A 14817-nucleotide genomic window follows, 5' to 3' on the forward strand; every position below is an offset into this window, starting at 1 on the left:
TGTTTACTTTCGTAGCGTTAGCTAATTGGTTACTTAGCTTGCGATGCAGCCGCTTCTAGTTGTTGAAGCTTACCCTGAAGCATGTAAACGTTCTGGTTGAAGTTACCAGGGTTCAATACTTGGCTTTGTTGCATTGGGTAGTCAGGTAGCGTGTTCATGAACTCTTGTACTTTGCCGCCTACTGGTACGAATAGCCACATGTTGTCTGCCATCCAGCGTAAGTACATGCCAGATTCGTGTGGTGCTTTCTCGAATGGGTCTGCACGTAGGTGAACAACTTGAGGCCAGTTCGTTTGGAAACGTACTGCATCAACAATGTTACCTTCTAGTACCGCAAATGAAATCTTGAAGTCATTCCAACGTACAGCGTTTAGCTCAGCGTTAGCAGAGAAGTAAAGCATGCTGTCGCGAGGGCCTTTCTCTTCTTTACCTTGGAAGTAAGGTAGGAAGTTGTACCCATCTAGGTGTACACGCCAGTTCTTACCGTTGTAAGTTGCACCTTTGTCAGACGCTAGCTTTTCAACCACTTTATCATCACCAGCTGCTGCTAGTAGAGTAGGAATCCAGTCTTGGTGACCCATGATGTCGTTGATCTTAGATCCCGGTTTGATTGTACCAGGCCAGCGAACGAGCTGAGGAACACGCATACCACCTTCGTAAGTTGTACCTTTCTCACCGTGGAAGTAAGTCGCACCACCATCAGGCCAAGATACAGTTTCTGCACCGTTATCTGTTGAGTAGATTACGATCGTATTGTCTGCGATCTTCAATTCATCAAGCTTATCTAGTAGCACGCCCACTTGGTCATCGTGCTCTAACATGCCATCAGCGTAAATGCTGATACCCGATGCGCCTTGGTATTTTTCTTGTAGACGAGTCCACACGTGCATACGTGTTGTGTTGTGCCAGATGAAAAATGGTTTGTCAGCTTTCACTGCCTTTTCCATGAACGCTAGAGATTCCTCTAGGAACTCTTCATCCGCATGCTCCATACGCTTACGCGTCATAGGACCAGTATCTTCAATTTTACCATCGGCAGTAGATTTGATTACACCACGAGGGCCAAAGTTTTTACGGAACTCAGGGTCTTTAGGGTAGTAGTATGTCTCTGGCTCTTCTTCCGCATTCAGGTGGTACAGGTTACCGAAGAACTGGTCAAAACCGTGGTTCGTTGGAAGGTGTTTGTCTTGGTCACCCATGTGGTTTTTGCCGAACTGAGCTGTCATGTAGCCTTGTTCTTTGAGGAGGTCTGCGATCGTTGGAGCCCAATCTGGGATACCGTGGTCTGAACCTGGCATACCGATAGTCAATAGACCAGTACGGAAAGGTTCTTGGCCTGTTAGGAATGCAGCACGACCAGCAGTACACGATTGTTGACCGTAGTGGTCAGTAAATAGTGCGCCTTCGTTAGCAATACGGTCAATGTTAGGGGTTTCGTACCCCATCATTCCGTTGTTGTATGCACTGATGTTGAACACACCAATGTCATCTCCCCAGATAGCAAGAATGTTAGGCTTTTCTGCTGCGGTTGCTGCTGAAGAAGCTGCTAATAAGCCAACACCTAATGCCAGTTTATTAATTTTAGTACCCATAAGGACTCCGATTCACTTTTAAGATTAATGCGTTAGAGCAACACATCGTTGGGCAAACATTAATCTCAAAAACTGATGGTGTCTTTTTATAGTGGTTATAACCAATTGTTATGAAGCAGATCTAACTTTATGATTCAATTTGGTTTTATATGCTTACCTCGATTTATCTTCGAATATTATGCGTGATCTTCGTCATGTTTTTCTACGTCATTTTATCGCGTGTTTACGCATACTGTTCGTTATGAAAATGATAAAAATATTAATAGTTTAACCAAGGTCGCGAGAGTTAAAAAAATGGACTATATGTTGTAAGGCAGGATGCAAATAACTAACGAAGAGGTTTCTATGACAGCGAAATATGGCGTTAAACGTCGTTTAGCGATTTTGGGTACGGCGATGATGGCGGCTTCCACCACCACATTCGCAGCAGAAAAACCGAATATTCTCGTGATTTGGGGGGACGATATTGGGCAATCTAATGTCAGCGCATATACCTTTGGTTTAATGGGTTACAAAACTCCGAATATCGATAGTATCGCTAAAGAAGGCATGATGTTCACAGATTACTATGCCGAGCAATCTTGTACAGCTGGTCGCTCTACGTTCATTACTGGTCAAAGTGTATTAAGAACAGGTTTGAGTAAAGTAGGCTTACCAGGTGCAGACATTGGCCTTCAAGCAGAAGACGCGACAATCGCAGAAATGTTGAAACCTATGGGTTACATGACGGGTCAATTTGGTAAAAACCACCTTGGCGATAAAGATGAATTCCTTCCAACAGCACACGGTTTTGATGAATTTTTTGGTAACCTTTATCACCTAAATGCTGAAGAAGAGCCAGAAAATGAAGATTACCCAACCGATCCAGAATTTCGTAAGAAGTTTGGCCCTCGTGGTGTAATCAAATCTTTCGCTGACGGTAAGATTGAAGACACCGGCCCACTAACGCGTAAGCGTATGGAGACTGTCGATGAAGAAACGCTCGATGCAGCGCTTGATTTTATGGACCGTGCGGTGAAAGCCGATAAACCATTCTTCGTTTGGTGGAATGCAACGCGTATGCACTTTAGAACACACGTCAAAGCTGATAGCAAAGGTGTGACAGGGGTAGGTAACTATGCTGACGGCATGGTAGAGCACGATAGACATGTAGGTCAGTTATTGAAACAAGTGGATGATCTGGGTATCAAAGACAACACCATTGTTTTTTATTCAACGGATAACGGCCCACACATGAACTCTTGGCCTGATGCGGGTACAACACCGTTCCGTGGTGAGAAAAACACCAACTGGGAAGGTGCATATCGTGTACCTGCAATGGTTCGTTGGCCAGGTAAGATTGAACCAGGTACGGTTTCTAATGAAATTATGCATCACATGGACTGGATGCCGACCTTTGTTGCAGCTGCCGGCGATGATCAAATCAAAGAGAAACTTCTGAAAGGTCACACTGCGGGTGATAAAACATTTAAGGTTCATTTAGATGGTTACAACTTCCTTCCTTACCTAACAGGTGAAGAAGAAAAAGGTCGCCGTTCTGAAGTTTTCTACTTTACTGATGATGGTGATTTGGCCGCGCTTCGTTATAACCAATGGAAAGCGGTGTTCATGGAGCAGCGTGCAACGGGCACTATGCAGATTTGGTCAGAACCGTTTGTGACGTTACGTTTACCTAAGTTATTTAACCTACGCATGGACCCATATGAAAATGCAGATATCACATCGAATACCTATTATGACTGGTTGTTAGACCATGCATATATGTTCGTTCCTGCACAAGCGTATGTTGGTGAGTTCTTAGAAACGTTTGCCGAGTACCCACCACGCCAAAAAGCGGCAAGCTTTAGCTTGGATCAGGTAATGGAGAAACTGCAAGAGAACCATAACAAGTAACTCTTATTACAAAAGTAAATATTCACAAGCGAAAATTTATGATTGAAAGAGCTCTCCGGAGCTCTTTTTTTATAGGCACTTAACCGATGTAAATACAAATCATAAGTATTCGATACCCGAGACACTAATTAATTGTATTTTAGGTGTTTTTACGTCTATCTTATTAAGCATAAGGATGTATAAAAACAAGGAATGTTATGTCTGCATGGTTGTGCTCACTAGTGAACGGATTGAAACACCAGAGAGTTGCAGTATTATCCGGAATGTTGTCGTTATTTATGTTGTTGATAGTCAGTCTTAATGTCTATGCCAGTGAGCTAATTTCGTCAGTTGGCTCAGCAGCTACAGGTTCAGAAGCAGCGCCTTTCAGTTCTCAGGCTACATATATAGGCTCTGATGCTTGTGTTGATTGCCACAGCGCAGAAGTGGAAGCATGGCAAGGTTCTCATCATGATATGGCAATGAAGCACGCTACTGACGAGTCGGTATTGGGCGACTTCAATAATCAAACCGTTACCCACAAAGGGAAACCCAATCGCTTTTTTCGCAAAGGTGGTGAGTTCTGGGTAAATATCGAAGGGCTAGACGGCCAATTCAAAGATTACAAAATCAGCTATACCTTTGCCTTTGAACCTCTACAACAGTACATGGTTGAATTTGAGGATGGTCGCGTGCAATTGATTCCTTTTGCTTGGGACTCAAGAGAAAAGGCACAAGGCGGTCAGCGTTGGTTTCACCTCTACCCAGATACCACCAACACTGATGAATTCTACTGGACCAATAGTGGTCAGAACTGGAACTTCATGTGTGCTGACTGCCATTCAACAAACCTAGAAAAGAACTACGACAGCGCAAGTAATACTTACAACACCACTTGGTCTGAGATTAATGTCGGTTGTGAAGCGTGTCATGGGCCAGCGAGTGAGCATGTTGAACAAGCTCAGCGAACAAATAACAAGCAAGCCACAGCCAAAGGTGGAAAAGATGCCCAGATTTCGGCGCATTATGGTTTTGATCGTGATTTGTCGAGGTCGGTGAAAGAGTGGATCTATCAAGAGGGCAACTCAACCCTGCAACCAAAAGACATCATCCATACCAATCAAGTTCAAACCTGTGCTCAGTGCCACAGCCGACGCACTCAGTTGAATGAAACAGGCGACCATGTTAACGGTTCATTTTTTGATAAGTATCGTCTGAGCTTGATTACCCCTGAGCTTTACCATAACGATGGTCAAATCTACGATGAAGATTACGTTTACGGATCTTTTTTACAATCAGTGATGGCAGAGAAAGGCGTCACTTGTACTAACTGCCACGATCCCCATACTGCAGAACTGAAAATTGCCGAAGAAGCCGTATGTGGTCAATGTCACATTGCATCTGAATACGCGCCTGAAAAGCACACATTCCACGAAGCCAATACCGAAGCTTCACAATGTACGACTTGTCACATGCCAGAGACGACTTACATGGAGGTCGATCCAAGGCGTGACCACAGTTGGCATATCCCGCGTCCTGATATTAGCCAACACATTAAAACACCAAACGTGTGTACCAGTTGTCATGAAGATCAAACTGACCAGTGGGCCGATAAGCAAATTGGTGAGTGGTTCCCAGATTCTAAGTATCGTAATCAGCAGCATTTTGCTGTTGCCTTTTATGCTGACTCAATTGGACATAGTGGGGCTGAAGATGCCTTGGCGTATTCGGCTCAGGATTCCAGCTTAAGCAATATTATTAGAGCATCGAGCCTAGAGCGTTTGGGTGGTAACACGGGCAAAAATACACTTATCTCATTGGCAAGAGCGGTGAAACATGACGATGAAATGATTCGATTGGGTGTTGTTCAAGGCTCATCTGGTTTTCCATTTACTGACCGTTGGCAGATTCTAGAGCCGCTATTGAAAGACCCTGTATTGTCGATTCGTTCAGAAACCGCAGGTGCATTAGTGCGTTACTGGGGAGAAATGAATCCTCTGCAGAAAGATCAAATCAAGCCAGCATTAGAAGAGTACATCGAGATACAACGCTTCAATGCTGACAGAGGTTTTGGTCGTACTAATTTAGGTAACGTTTATCGAGATCTAGGGCAGTATCAAAAAGCGATGGAGCTCTATCAAGGCGCTATCGAAATTGAACCTTACTTCGAAAACAGCTACGCCAACTTGGCCGACTTGTATCGTGCACTTGGTGACGAACCAAAGGCATTAGCGATATTGAAACAAGGTATTCAAGCGCAACCAAAATCGAGTGTGTTGCCATACAGCGCAGGCTTATCTTTGCTTCGTGTGAAAGATTACGACAAAGCAACCGACTACCTAAAACAAGCGGCAGAAACAGCAAAAACCGACCCACAATATTGGTATGTGTACGGCTTGGCTTTAGAGAAGTCTGATGTACTTGCTGCGAGTAAGTCATTGAATAAGGCTTACCAATTTAGCCGTAACCCACAACATTTGTACGCACAGTGTGAGATTTTGGCTCGAAATTACCAGAAACCAGGCGTAGTAAAAGCGTTTGAACAATGTATTTCGTCATTGAGTAAGGTGGCACCACCGGAAGCCATTAACCAATTGAGAGCACTTAGTAAGTAAATAGCGATGAGCCAGTAGAAAGCTTAGCTGAAATAAAGGGTTAGCAAAAACTTGTCTATGGCACGCATAAATTATGGTGCTTATAACTAATTATCACGTTTATAACTAATAGTTATAGGGCTTGTGAGTAGGATGTTCACAGCCAGATTGAATTAAGGGAAGATCTATGAACCATGCGCAACAAGCAATAAACCAACTGATTGAACAGACAGAAAAAAGTGTCATCGGTCAGAGTCACGTCATACGTGCTCTAGTGATCGGGTTATTGACCAATGGCCATGTGCTTCTTGAGGGCCTTCCCGGTACCGCGAAAACTCGTTCAGTGAAGTCGTTGGCGAACTTACTGAATACAAGCTTTGGTCGAATTCAGTTTACGCCTGATCTGCTGCCATCAGACGTAACGGGTACGGAAGTGTACCAAGAGCTAGAGGGTAAACCTCAACTGCATTTCCAGCCGGGACCTATATTCAATAGCATTGTTTTAGCCGATGAAGTGAACCGTGCGCCGGCTAAGGTACAAGCGGCTCTACTTGAAGCGATGGCGGAGGGGACGATTACTATAGGTGGTCAAACTCATATTCTGCCAGATTTATTCATGGTTCTAGCGACTCAAAACCCAGTTGAGCAAGAAGGTACGTATCCGCTTCCAGAAGCGCAAATGGACCGTTTCATTATGAAGGTGACGGTCGACTACCCAGAAGACGAGGCGGAGCGTGACATCATCCGACTTGTTCGCAGCGAAGAGTTAGGCAGTGAGACGAGTTCAGAATTAGTCACACCACAGCATATTGAACCTGAATTGGTACTTGAAGCTCGTCGCCAACTTCCAGACATTGCAGTTTCCGATTTAGTTGAGAGCTACATCGTGGCTTTGGTAATGGCAACGCGAAAACCTGAGCGTTACCCAGAATCCAACTTATCAAAGTGGATTGAAATTGGCTCAAGCCCACGTGCTTCAATCGCATTAGATAAATGTGCTCGCGCTTATGCGTGGTTACAAGGGCGTGACCATGTCACGTTAGACGATGTGCGTGCAATGCTCCCCACCGTATTAGGCCATAGATTCTCATTGTCTTATGACGCATTGGCTGACGGTGTGAACCATCAACGAGTAGTTGAAGAACTGCTTGATAATGTTGAGATCGGATAACTAGGGGGCGTCATGGCGAAGCCAACACAAGCTCCCAAACCTCAAGGCCTTGATCCACGATTGTACTGTGACTATTCAAGGCTAGTGCGAATTCAGGCTCAAGCTGAGTCGTTTTCTCTGTTGCCTCATCTTAAGGCGGGCAGTGTACTGTCGGGGAGACATAATTCTCTGTTCCGTGGCCGTGGTCTGAACTTCGAGGAGCTGCGACACTACCAATTCGGTGATGATATTCGTAACCTGGATTGGAAAGTCACGATGCGAACAGGTAAACCCCATGTTCGTAGTTACACCGAAGAAAAGGACCGCAATGTGATGATCTGCGTCGATCAGCGCAGTTCGATGTTCTTTGCCTCTCAAGACACCATGAAATCCGTTGTTGCTGCCGAAGTGGCTGCGTTATGCGGGTGGCGAGTGCTTAAAGATGGTGACCGTGTCGGTTTTGTTTTAGCCTCACACCAAAAGCTATTTCACACCAAAGCACAGCGCTCACAGTCTGATTTACTGGCGCAACTCAAGCATTTATCAAAAGCAAATCAAAGCTTAGGAGTGAATGTCAGCGACAGCGATGGTGTTGGGTTTAGTCAGTGGATTGAACTGATAAAACGAATGAGATTAAAGCAGTCGACCTTAATATTTATTAGTGATTGGCGAGATTGCCAAGAGCAACATCTTGATCGACTTAAGCAAATGCAACAACACAACGATATCTTAGCCATTATGGTGACCGATCCATTGGAACAATCTTTGCCTCAAGATCTTGCGAATGCTAACTGGGTCGTAGGTGATGGTCGTTTTCAACTCAATCTTGATAGCCAATCAAAGGTTAACCTTGCGAGTGAAAGCCTGTCCCAAAAAGCAGCACTCCAAAAACAATCACTGGCCAAATTAATGGCGATGAAAAACCTCCCTTATATAGAACTAGATACATCTGGTACTCACATATCTCAGCTTCAAAAGCTGGTGGGGGGACGCTAAATGTCTGTTGAACATACAGTTCCTAGCACTTATATCTTACGAGACCTGCACGATGTAGCGATTCCTGACAGTGTGAGCTGGGCTCCTCAAACGATTGGTTGGAAGATCTTAGGTGTGATCTTGTTATTGGCCACTCTTTATCTGACATACCGTTTGGTATTGAGGTGGTGGAAGAATCGTTACCGTAAAGAGGCAATCAAAGAATTGATGTTGTTAGATGCTCGTGACAAAAGCTCTACCGAGCGCACATTTAAAGTGCTCAAAGTGGTGCTTCGTTACCTAGACAGCAGTAATGCAAAATTGTTTGGTCAAGCCTACGTGAGTCGCTTGAATGCTTATCTGCCAGTTGACGCTAACACCAATACAAGCAGCAGTGCACTTTTTTCTGATGAAGTCTCGGAGTTATGGATGCAAAGCCTAGTAGACCCTAAGGTGCGTTTGAGCTTTGAACAGCGTTTAGAGGTCATTCAAACCGCAATGACTTGGTTAAAACTTCATAAGCCGGAGATACAAACGACGACTGGGGGACAAGGTAATGTTTGATTCTTTATCCGCTAGTTTTGAATTCGTTCATCCATTATGGTTTATTGCATTACCTTTACCTTTGTTCGTCTATTTTGCAGTGCCAGCTTATCGAACTAAACAGATGGCTATCAAAGTGCCATTTTTTCGAGAGTTGGTCGAGGCTATTGGTGAAGCACCATCTGAAGGGGCAAGCCAGTTAACACCCAGTTGGTGGCAACGAACAACGCTCATTATTACTTGGGTATTGGTGGTCTGCGCGTTAGCCAAACCAACCGTCTTAGGCGAGCCGCAAGTTCGCGAGCAACTAGGCCGTGACGTGATGGTGGTGGTTGATTTATCTGGTTCAATGGCAGAGCAAGACTTTACCTCTAAGCATGGTGATAAAATCTCACGTTTGGACGCGACTAAAGAAGTGCTGGCTGATTTTGCGAAAACCCGAAAAGGTGACCGGCTCGGCTTGATCTTGTTTGGTGATGCTGCGTTTGTACAAACACCTTTTACGGCTGACCAAGAAGTATGGCTTGAACTACTTAATCAAACCGATGTTGCAATGGCAGGGCAAAGTACTCACTTAGGCGATGCAATTGGCTTGGCAATTAAGGTGTTTGAACAAAGCGAAAAGCAAAGTGCAGAAGTTCAAGATTCAAGTGTTGATGCCAACGAAAAAGAAAAGGTCGTGATCGTGCTAACCGATGGTAATGATACGGGAAGTTTTGTTGAGCCGATTGATGCCGCAAAAGTGGCCAAGGCGAAAGGCGTTCGTATTCATGTTATCGCCATGGGAGATCCGCAAACCGTTGGTGAAGTCGCTTTAGATATGGAAACCATCAAGCGCGTGGCTCAAGAGTCTGGCGGTGAAGCCTTTGAAGCGCTTAATCGCGACGAACTGACCAAAGCGTACGCTCAGATTGGTGAACTAGAGCCTCAGCTATATGAAAGTACCACTTATCGCCCTAAGCAAGGTTTGCATCATTATTTGATGGCGATGGTTGTTGTCATGTATTTGACGGCTTTCAGCGTTGCGACGATACGTCGAAGATCACCTTTGGCTTCTTCAACTGGAACTTTGAAAGGAGAGGATGATGCCTGATTCTCTCATGCTACAGCAGTTTTTTACCCAATTTCATTTTATTCGACCATTGTGGTTATTGGCCTTCATTCCGATGTTCTTCCTATTATGGATTCGTTGGAGAGAAGAAACTAAGCCAACGTGGAAAGACATTCTTCCAGTACACTTACGTGATGCGCTGACCATTGGAGAAACCGGCTGGCGCAAACAATTACCATTGAAATTATTGATGGTGATTGTGACGATCGCCATCATTATTTGTTCAGGCCCAACATGGCAACGTGAAGCTTCGCCTTTTGGTGAAGACAAAGCGTCAATGTTAGTGGTGCTCGATAACAGTGACTCCATGCTGGCTAAGGATTTACCACCGAGTCGCTTGGAACGCTCTAAACAGAAAATTAGAGACTTACTTGCAGCTCGCAAAGGTGGTAACACAGGTTTGGTTGTTTATGCTGGCAGTGCGCACGTCGCGATGCCAGTCACTCAAGACAGCAAAGTGTTTGAACCGTTTTTGGCGGCTATTACACCCGATATCATGCCGGTATCAGGTAAGTCAGCAGAAGAAGCGCTGCCACTTATCAATCAGCAATTGTCTGGTGAGCTAGGCTCGTCAGTGTTGTTGGTATCAGACGGTGTCAACCCAAGCACCATTAGGGCGTACGAGAGTTTCTTTAACGACAACCCTTATCAGTTGCTCATTCTAGCCGCAGGAAACAGTAATGTGGTGAGTGATAACCCAGTCGACCTAGATTCACTGCGTAACTTAGCGAGTAAGACGGGTGGACGACTGATCGAAGTGAGCGTTGATAATTCCGATATCCAACAACTGAACAGAGCGGTTGAAAGAAACATGCAGCTCAACGGCGAATCTTCAATGCCTTGGAAAGACATGGGCTATGGACTGCTTATTCCAATGGCTTTCATTATGTTGTTGTGGTTTAGAAAAGGGTGGCTGGTTCAATGGTGTGTGGTTGGCGTTTTGATTACAAGCAGCGTGTATTCACCAAGTACTTTGGCGAAAACCGTCAACCTAACCGCAGAGAAACCAATTGTGGTGGAGTCGGTTACGGCTTGGGATAAGACCGCTCAATGGTGGTGGGACTTATGGCTAACGCCTGACCAACAAGGTCAACGCCTGTTGAACCAGAACGAATATCTTCAAGCTGCCAAACATTTTACTGACCCAATGCGAAAGGGCGCGGCTTATTACTATGCTCGCGATTTTAAATTGGCGCACAGCGCGTTCTTACAAATGAAAACCGATTATGGTTTGTATAATGCCGCAAGTGCTTTGGCTCGCCAACGTGAGTATCTTGCCGCGCGAGATCTCCTCAAATCTCTGAGTGAAAAGCCTGACCTTTCACCAGAATTAAGGCCTGACGTTGAGCATAACTTAGCGGTAATCGGCGGTATTGTCGAAGAAGTCAATCGCACCAGCGAAAGTCAATCTGGAACGACAGATGGTCCAGAGGAGTCGTTAGAGTTAGATGATGATCAGCCGCGAACGGGTGATGGCGCTGAAGAAGAAACTGTAGCGGAATTGATGCTCAAGGAAACGCTTAATGCCAATGAAATTTTGGGTAGCCAAGAGCTTGCCGACAAGTGGTTAAAACGAGTAGAAGCGGACCCTAAGTTCTTCTTGAAATCGAAATTCCAAATTCAGCTACGAGAACCTGCCCCTTCGAACGAACAGACGCCAAAACAGGAACAGGCATCAAAACAGGAGCAAACCCAATGAGTAGATATGACTTAGCTCTTGAAGCCATTCAATCAAAGAGAGTGCGATTCAGAACCCGTAAGTGGTTATTGCCTATTACTCTTATGTTGAGCTGCATTTTTTCCGCTGTTGCTCCGGCTGCCGATATCTTCGATCTACAAAAGAGTGGTGATGTTGAATTGATCGCTTGGATAGGCGAGAAACCGAAGCCTGGCGATAAAATAACGCCGACCAAAGTGAGCGTTAATGAGCAAGTGATTTTGAACATAGAGGTTGCGACACCTCGCTGGTTAACGGGCGGAACTCGAATTGGCGGCGTAGAAATTCCTAATGTGATTGCTAAGCAGCGTAACCAACTTGCGACGAATTACACGGAACGAGTGGATGGTACTACATGGTCACGTCAACGCTGGGAAGTGACGCTCTATCCAATGACATCGGGTGAGTTTGTCATTCCTAGGTTGCCTGTTCGTGTTCAAGTTTCCGCTCCTGACGGATCAAACGTTGGTGGCACGCTATACACGCAGCCAATTAAGTTCGAAGCCTCACTACCTTCTGGTTTACTAAGCGAACAATCGCCTTGGTTTTCTGCGACAGATGTGGATATTGATCAGAAATGGCAACGTTCAAGCGAAGAGTTGAAAGTGGGTGATGCCATTACTCGTACCGTGACAATAAAGGCGAAAGATAGCTTGTCTGTTTTGCTGCCGAATGTATTGACTAATGAAGCGACGCTGCAGTATCAAGCTTACCCACAACCCAATCGTTTAGATGATACACAAGAACGTGGTGATTACCGTTCAAGTCGAATTGAAGAAACGGTCTATGTGATTCAACAAGGTGGTGAGTTTACCTTGCCTGAATTTTCATTCCAGTGGTGGGACAGCAAAAATCAGCGTCTTGAAAGTGCTGTTATTGAAGGTCAGGTTTTTAAAGCGCGCCACACGCTAAAGTCGTTCTTAAAGGCCTACATAAACGTTGTTGTTTTTGCGGTTGCTGGTTTGGTTGTTCTTATTGGTTCTGTCTTCACCCTTAAGCGTTATTATCGCGACCGTCCAACACCAAGTTGGTTGGTATTACGTCGTTTACTTAAGCAAGGTAATGGGGCTGCATTAAGAACCTTTATCTATCGTCAATTGCGCATTGAAACCACTCAGTTAGAATTGGGTAAAGTGAGCACAGAGAAACGTTGGCTAGAAGATAGTGAATCCCTCCAACAAGGGCGTGAAGATAAAAGCGTATTTACTCGTTTGTGGAAAGGCATACGTAATTTTCCCGGTGACACATCAAACTCAAGCAATTCTCGTTCAATTTTCGACCGCTTGAAAATCCCTAAAGCCTTGCCTGACTTAAAAGATAGAACTAAGTAGCAAACTTTAGTCATTCGCATCGAACATAATCGGCAGGTTCTCTACTATGGAGAACCTGCTTCTTTAATATGGAACTGTATGAAAAGTACTGAACTCAATTTAATTCCTATATTTGTCGCGATCTATGAAGAGCAGAACTTGTCTAGGGCTGCGAATCGTATGAACATCAGCCAACCTGCAGTGAGTAAAGCGCTCGCTAGGCTTCGTGATATTTATGATGAGCCACTGTTTCACAGAACCACTTCAGGCGTTGAGCCGACGACATTTGCGATCGATATTTATCCAGCAATGGCCGCTGCATTAAAAAACTTCACTTCTACGCTATCGGCCTCGAGAGATTTTGATCCTAAAACATCAGGTCGCGTGTTTTCCATTGCTTGTGTATCACCCGCAAGCTACGAATTGATGCCAAGAGTTATGCAGTTGATCAGCCAAATCGCACCTGGTATTGCATTGGAAGTTCATCCTTTGTTTACGGAAGATTACGAATCCGATCTTAGGTTACAAAGACACGATGTGATCATAGATATGACGCCAAGGGGTAGAACCATGCTTAAGCATGAAGTTATTTCTACTGAGGAGCTTGTCGTCGTATGCCGCTCTGGCCACCCAGAGATTGGCGATACTATTGATATGGAGCAGTTTCTAGCGCTTGATCATGTAGTTGTTTCTAAATGGCACGCTCGAAAAAGCCTATTGAGTTCTGAACACTTTAGCGATTTGGAAAAGCGCAGGATTGTGTATCGAGCTGCTGGCGTGGTTGAGATGCTTCCTGTTATTGAAGGCTCTGACTATATTGGTGTGCTTCCTCTATCTTCAGTTCGTTGTTTTTCCGAGAAGTACGATGTGAAAACACTGCCTTTACCATTCGACTTAGAAAACCTTGATATGTGTATGATTTGGCACCCAAGTCGTACTAACGAGCCAAGCCACAAGTGGTTGCGATCTAAGCTCAAAGCCGCAGCAAAAGATATCTCTAGTTAGCTTATAAAGGACATAACCATGGAAAGTATCCGCGCTATTTTAAATGGAAAGAAGGCCAACATCCCTGAATTGAGGCAAGCCATTCTTGCAGTAAGAGACAGGGATATCGACCTACAAGTCAGAGTTACTTGGGAATCCGCGGATATGTTTCGTTTAGTGAGCGAGGCCATATGCGATCGTGTGAAGCGGTTGATTATCGCTGGTGGTGATGGAACGGTGAACGAAGCAGTCAATGCACTCAACCAATTCCGCGCTAGCGAAAGACCACAGCTTGCAATTATTCCAATGGGAACTGCGAACGACTTTGCTACCGCTACCGGCATCCCAAGCGATATACCTTCGGCATTCGATTTGGCAATAAAAGGTTCAGCTTACGCGGTCGATAGCGTGAGGGCGAACGACCGTTACTTTATGAACGTGGCTGCGGCAGGCTTTGGCGCTGAGGTGACGGCAGAAACCCCTATTGAATTAAAAGATTTTCTCGGTGGTGGGGCATATACGTTGACAGGTGTAGTTAAAGCGCTTGGTTTTAAACCTTACAGCGGTACTTTGACCATAGATAAAGGTACCTTTACCGGTGAAATTCTGGTTGGCGCTTTTTGTAATGGACGCTTAGCAGGTGGTGGACAAGAGTTAGCACCGAATGCGCTTATTGACGATGGTTTGATGGATTTGACGTTAGTAAAGTCGTTCGTCGCGACAGAATTACCGCAAGTGATTGAAGAATTAAAGAGCCCAGCTGAAGACGGGAAATATGTCGTGCATACGCAAGCTCGTTGGCTTGATATCGACTTTCCTCAAACTTTACCGATTAATTTAGACGGAGAACCGTATCGTTCAAATCAGATTCGATTTGAGGTTGTCCCATCAAGCATCAGTTTGGTGTTGCCTGAAAACAGCCTTTGTTTGAGCAAGAACCGAGCTTGAACAGCATGTAAGTTTAGTTAA

At 44.9% G+C, this 14817-nt stretch carries 11 protein-coding genes; 10 read left to right on the forward strand and 1 reads right to left on the reverse strand.

All coding sequences use genetic code 11. The annotated features are described in order from the left end of the window. Positions 1-29: 29 nt before the first annotated feature. Positions 30-1592 carry an arylsulfatase gene (locus IQO02_RS14135; protein WP_010429253.1) on the reverse strand — a complete coding sequence of 521 codons (1563 nt, stop codon included), beginning with the start codon at positions 1590-1592 and terminating at the stop codon, positions 30-32. Between the two features lie 345 nt (positions 1593-1937). On the opposite strand from IQO02_RS14135, the gene IQO02_RS14140 reads away from it, so the two are divergent. The 10 genes from IQO02_RS14140 (at position 1938) to yegS (ending at position 14796) form a co-directional block, all read left to right on the forward strand. Continuing rightward, entirely contained in the window at positions 1938-3485 is a 1548-nt protein-coding gene (locus tag IQO02_RS14140; RefSeq protein WP_016786452.1) for an arylsulfatase, read from the forward strand. 197 nt (positions 3486-3682) lie between these two features. After that, positions 3683-6079 (forward strand): tetratricopeptide repeat protein, encoded by a 2397-nt coding sequence (locus IQO02_RS14145; protein ID WP_016794980.1) that lies wholly within the window; start codon positions 3683-3685, stop codon positions 6077-6079. A 166-nt stretch (positions 6080-6245) separates the two neighbouring features. Continuing rightward, positions 6246-7229 carry an AAA family ATPase gene (locus tag IQO02_RS14150; RefSeq protein ID WP_010429261.1) on the forward strand — a complete coding sequence of 328 codons (984 nt, stop codon included), beginning with the start codon at positions 6246-6248 and terminating at the stop codon, positions 7227-7229. Positions 7230-7241: 12 nt separating this feature from the next. Next, positions 7242-8204 carry a DUF58 domain-containing protein gene (locus IQO02_RS14155; protein ID WP_016766798.1) on the forward strand — a complete coding sequence of 321 codons (963 nt, stop codon included), beginning with the start codon at positions 7242-7244 and terminating at the stop codon, positions 8202-8204. Beyond that, entirely contained in the window at positions 8205-8747 is a 543-nt protein-coding gene (locus IQO02_RS14160) for a DUF4381 domain-containing protein (RefSeq protein WP_010429265.1), read from the forward strand. Continuing rightward, positions 8740-9819 (forward strand): vWA domain-containing protein, encoded by a 1080-nt coding sequence (locus IQO02_RS14165; protein WP_010429266.1) that lies wholly within the window; start codon positions 8740-8742, stop codon positions 9817-9819. The genes IQO02_RS14160 and IQO02_RS14165 overlap by 8 nt, the downstream gene beginning before the upstream one ends. Continuing rightward, entirely contained in the window at positions 9812-11536 is a 1725-nt protein-coding gene (locus IQO02_RS14170; protein ID WP_102277648.1) for a VWA domain-containing protein, read from the forward strand. Before IQO02_RS14165 ends, IQO02_RS14170 begins: the two co-directional genes overlap by 8 nt. Continuing rightward, positions 11533-12885, forward strand: coding sequence for a BatD family protein (locus tag IQO02_RS14175; protein ID WP_010429269.1), 1353 nt, complete (start codon positions 11533-11535; stop codon positions 12883-12885). The genes IQO02_RS14170 and IQO02_RS14175 overlap by 4 nt, the downstream gene beginning before the upstream one ends. Positions 12886-12963: 78 nt before the next feature. Beyond that, positions 12964-13869: a LysR family transcriptional regulator gene (locus IQO02_RS14180; RefSeq protein ID WP_010429270.1), complete on the forward strand. Its 906-nt coding sequence runs from the start codon at positions 12964-12966 to the stop codon at positions 13867-13869. Between the two features lie 18 nt (positions 13870-13887). Continuing rightward, complete coding sequence (yegS, locus tag IQO02_RS14185; protein WP_010429272.1) at positions 13888-14796, forward strand: lipid kinase YegS; 909 nt, start codon at positions 13888-13890, stop codon at positions 14794-14796. Positions 14797-14817: the final 21 nt, after the last annotated feature.

This window comes from Vibrio sp. OPT24, from assembly GCF_015163545.1.
Classification (GTDB): Bacteria; Pseudomonadota; Gammaproteobacteria; order Enterobacterales; family Vibrionaceae; genus Vibrio; species Vibrio cyclitrophicus.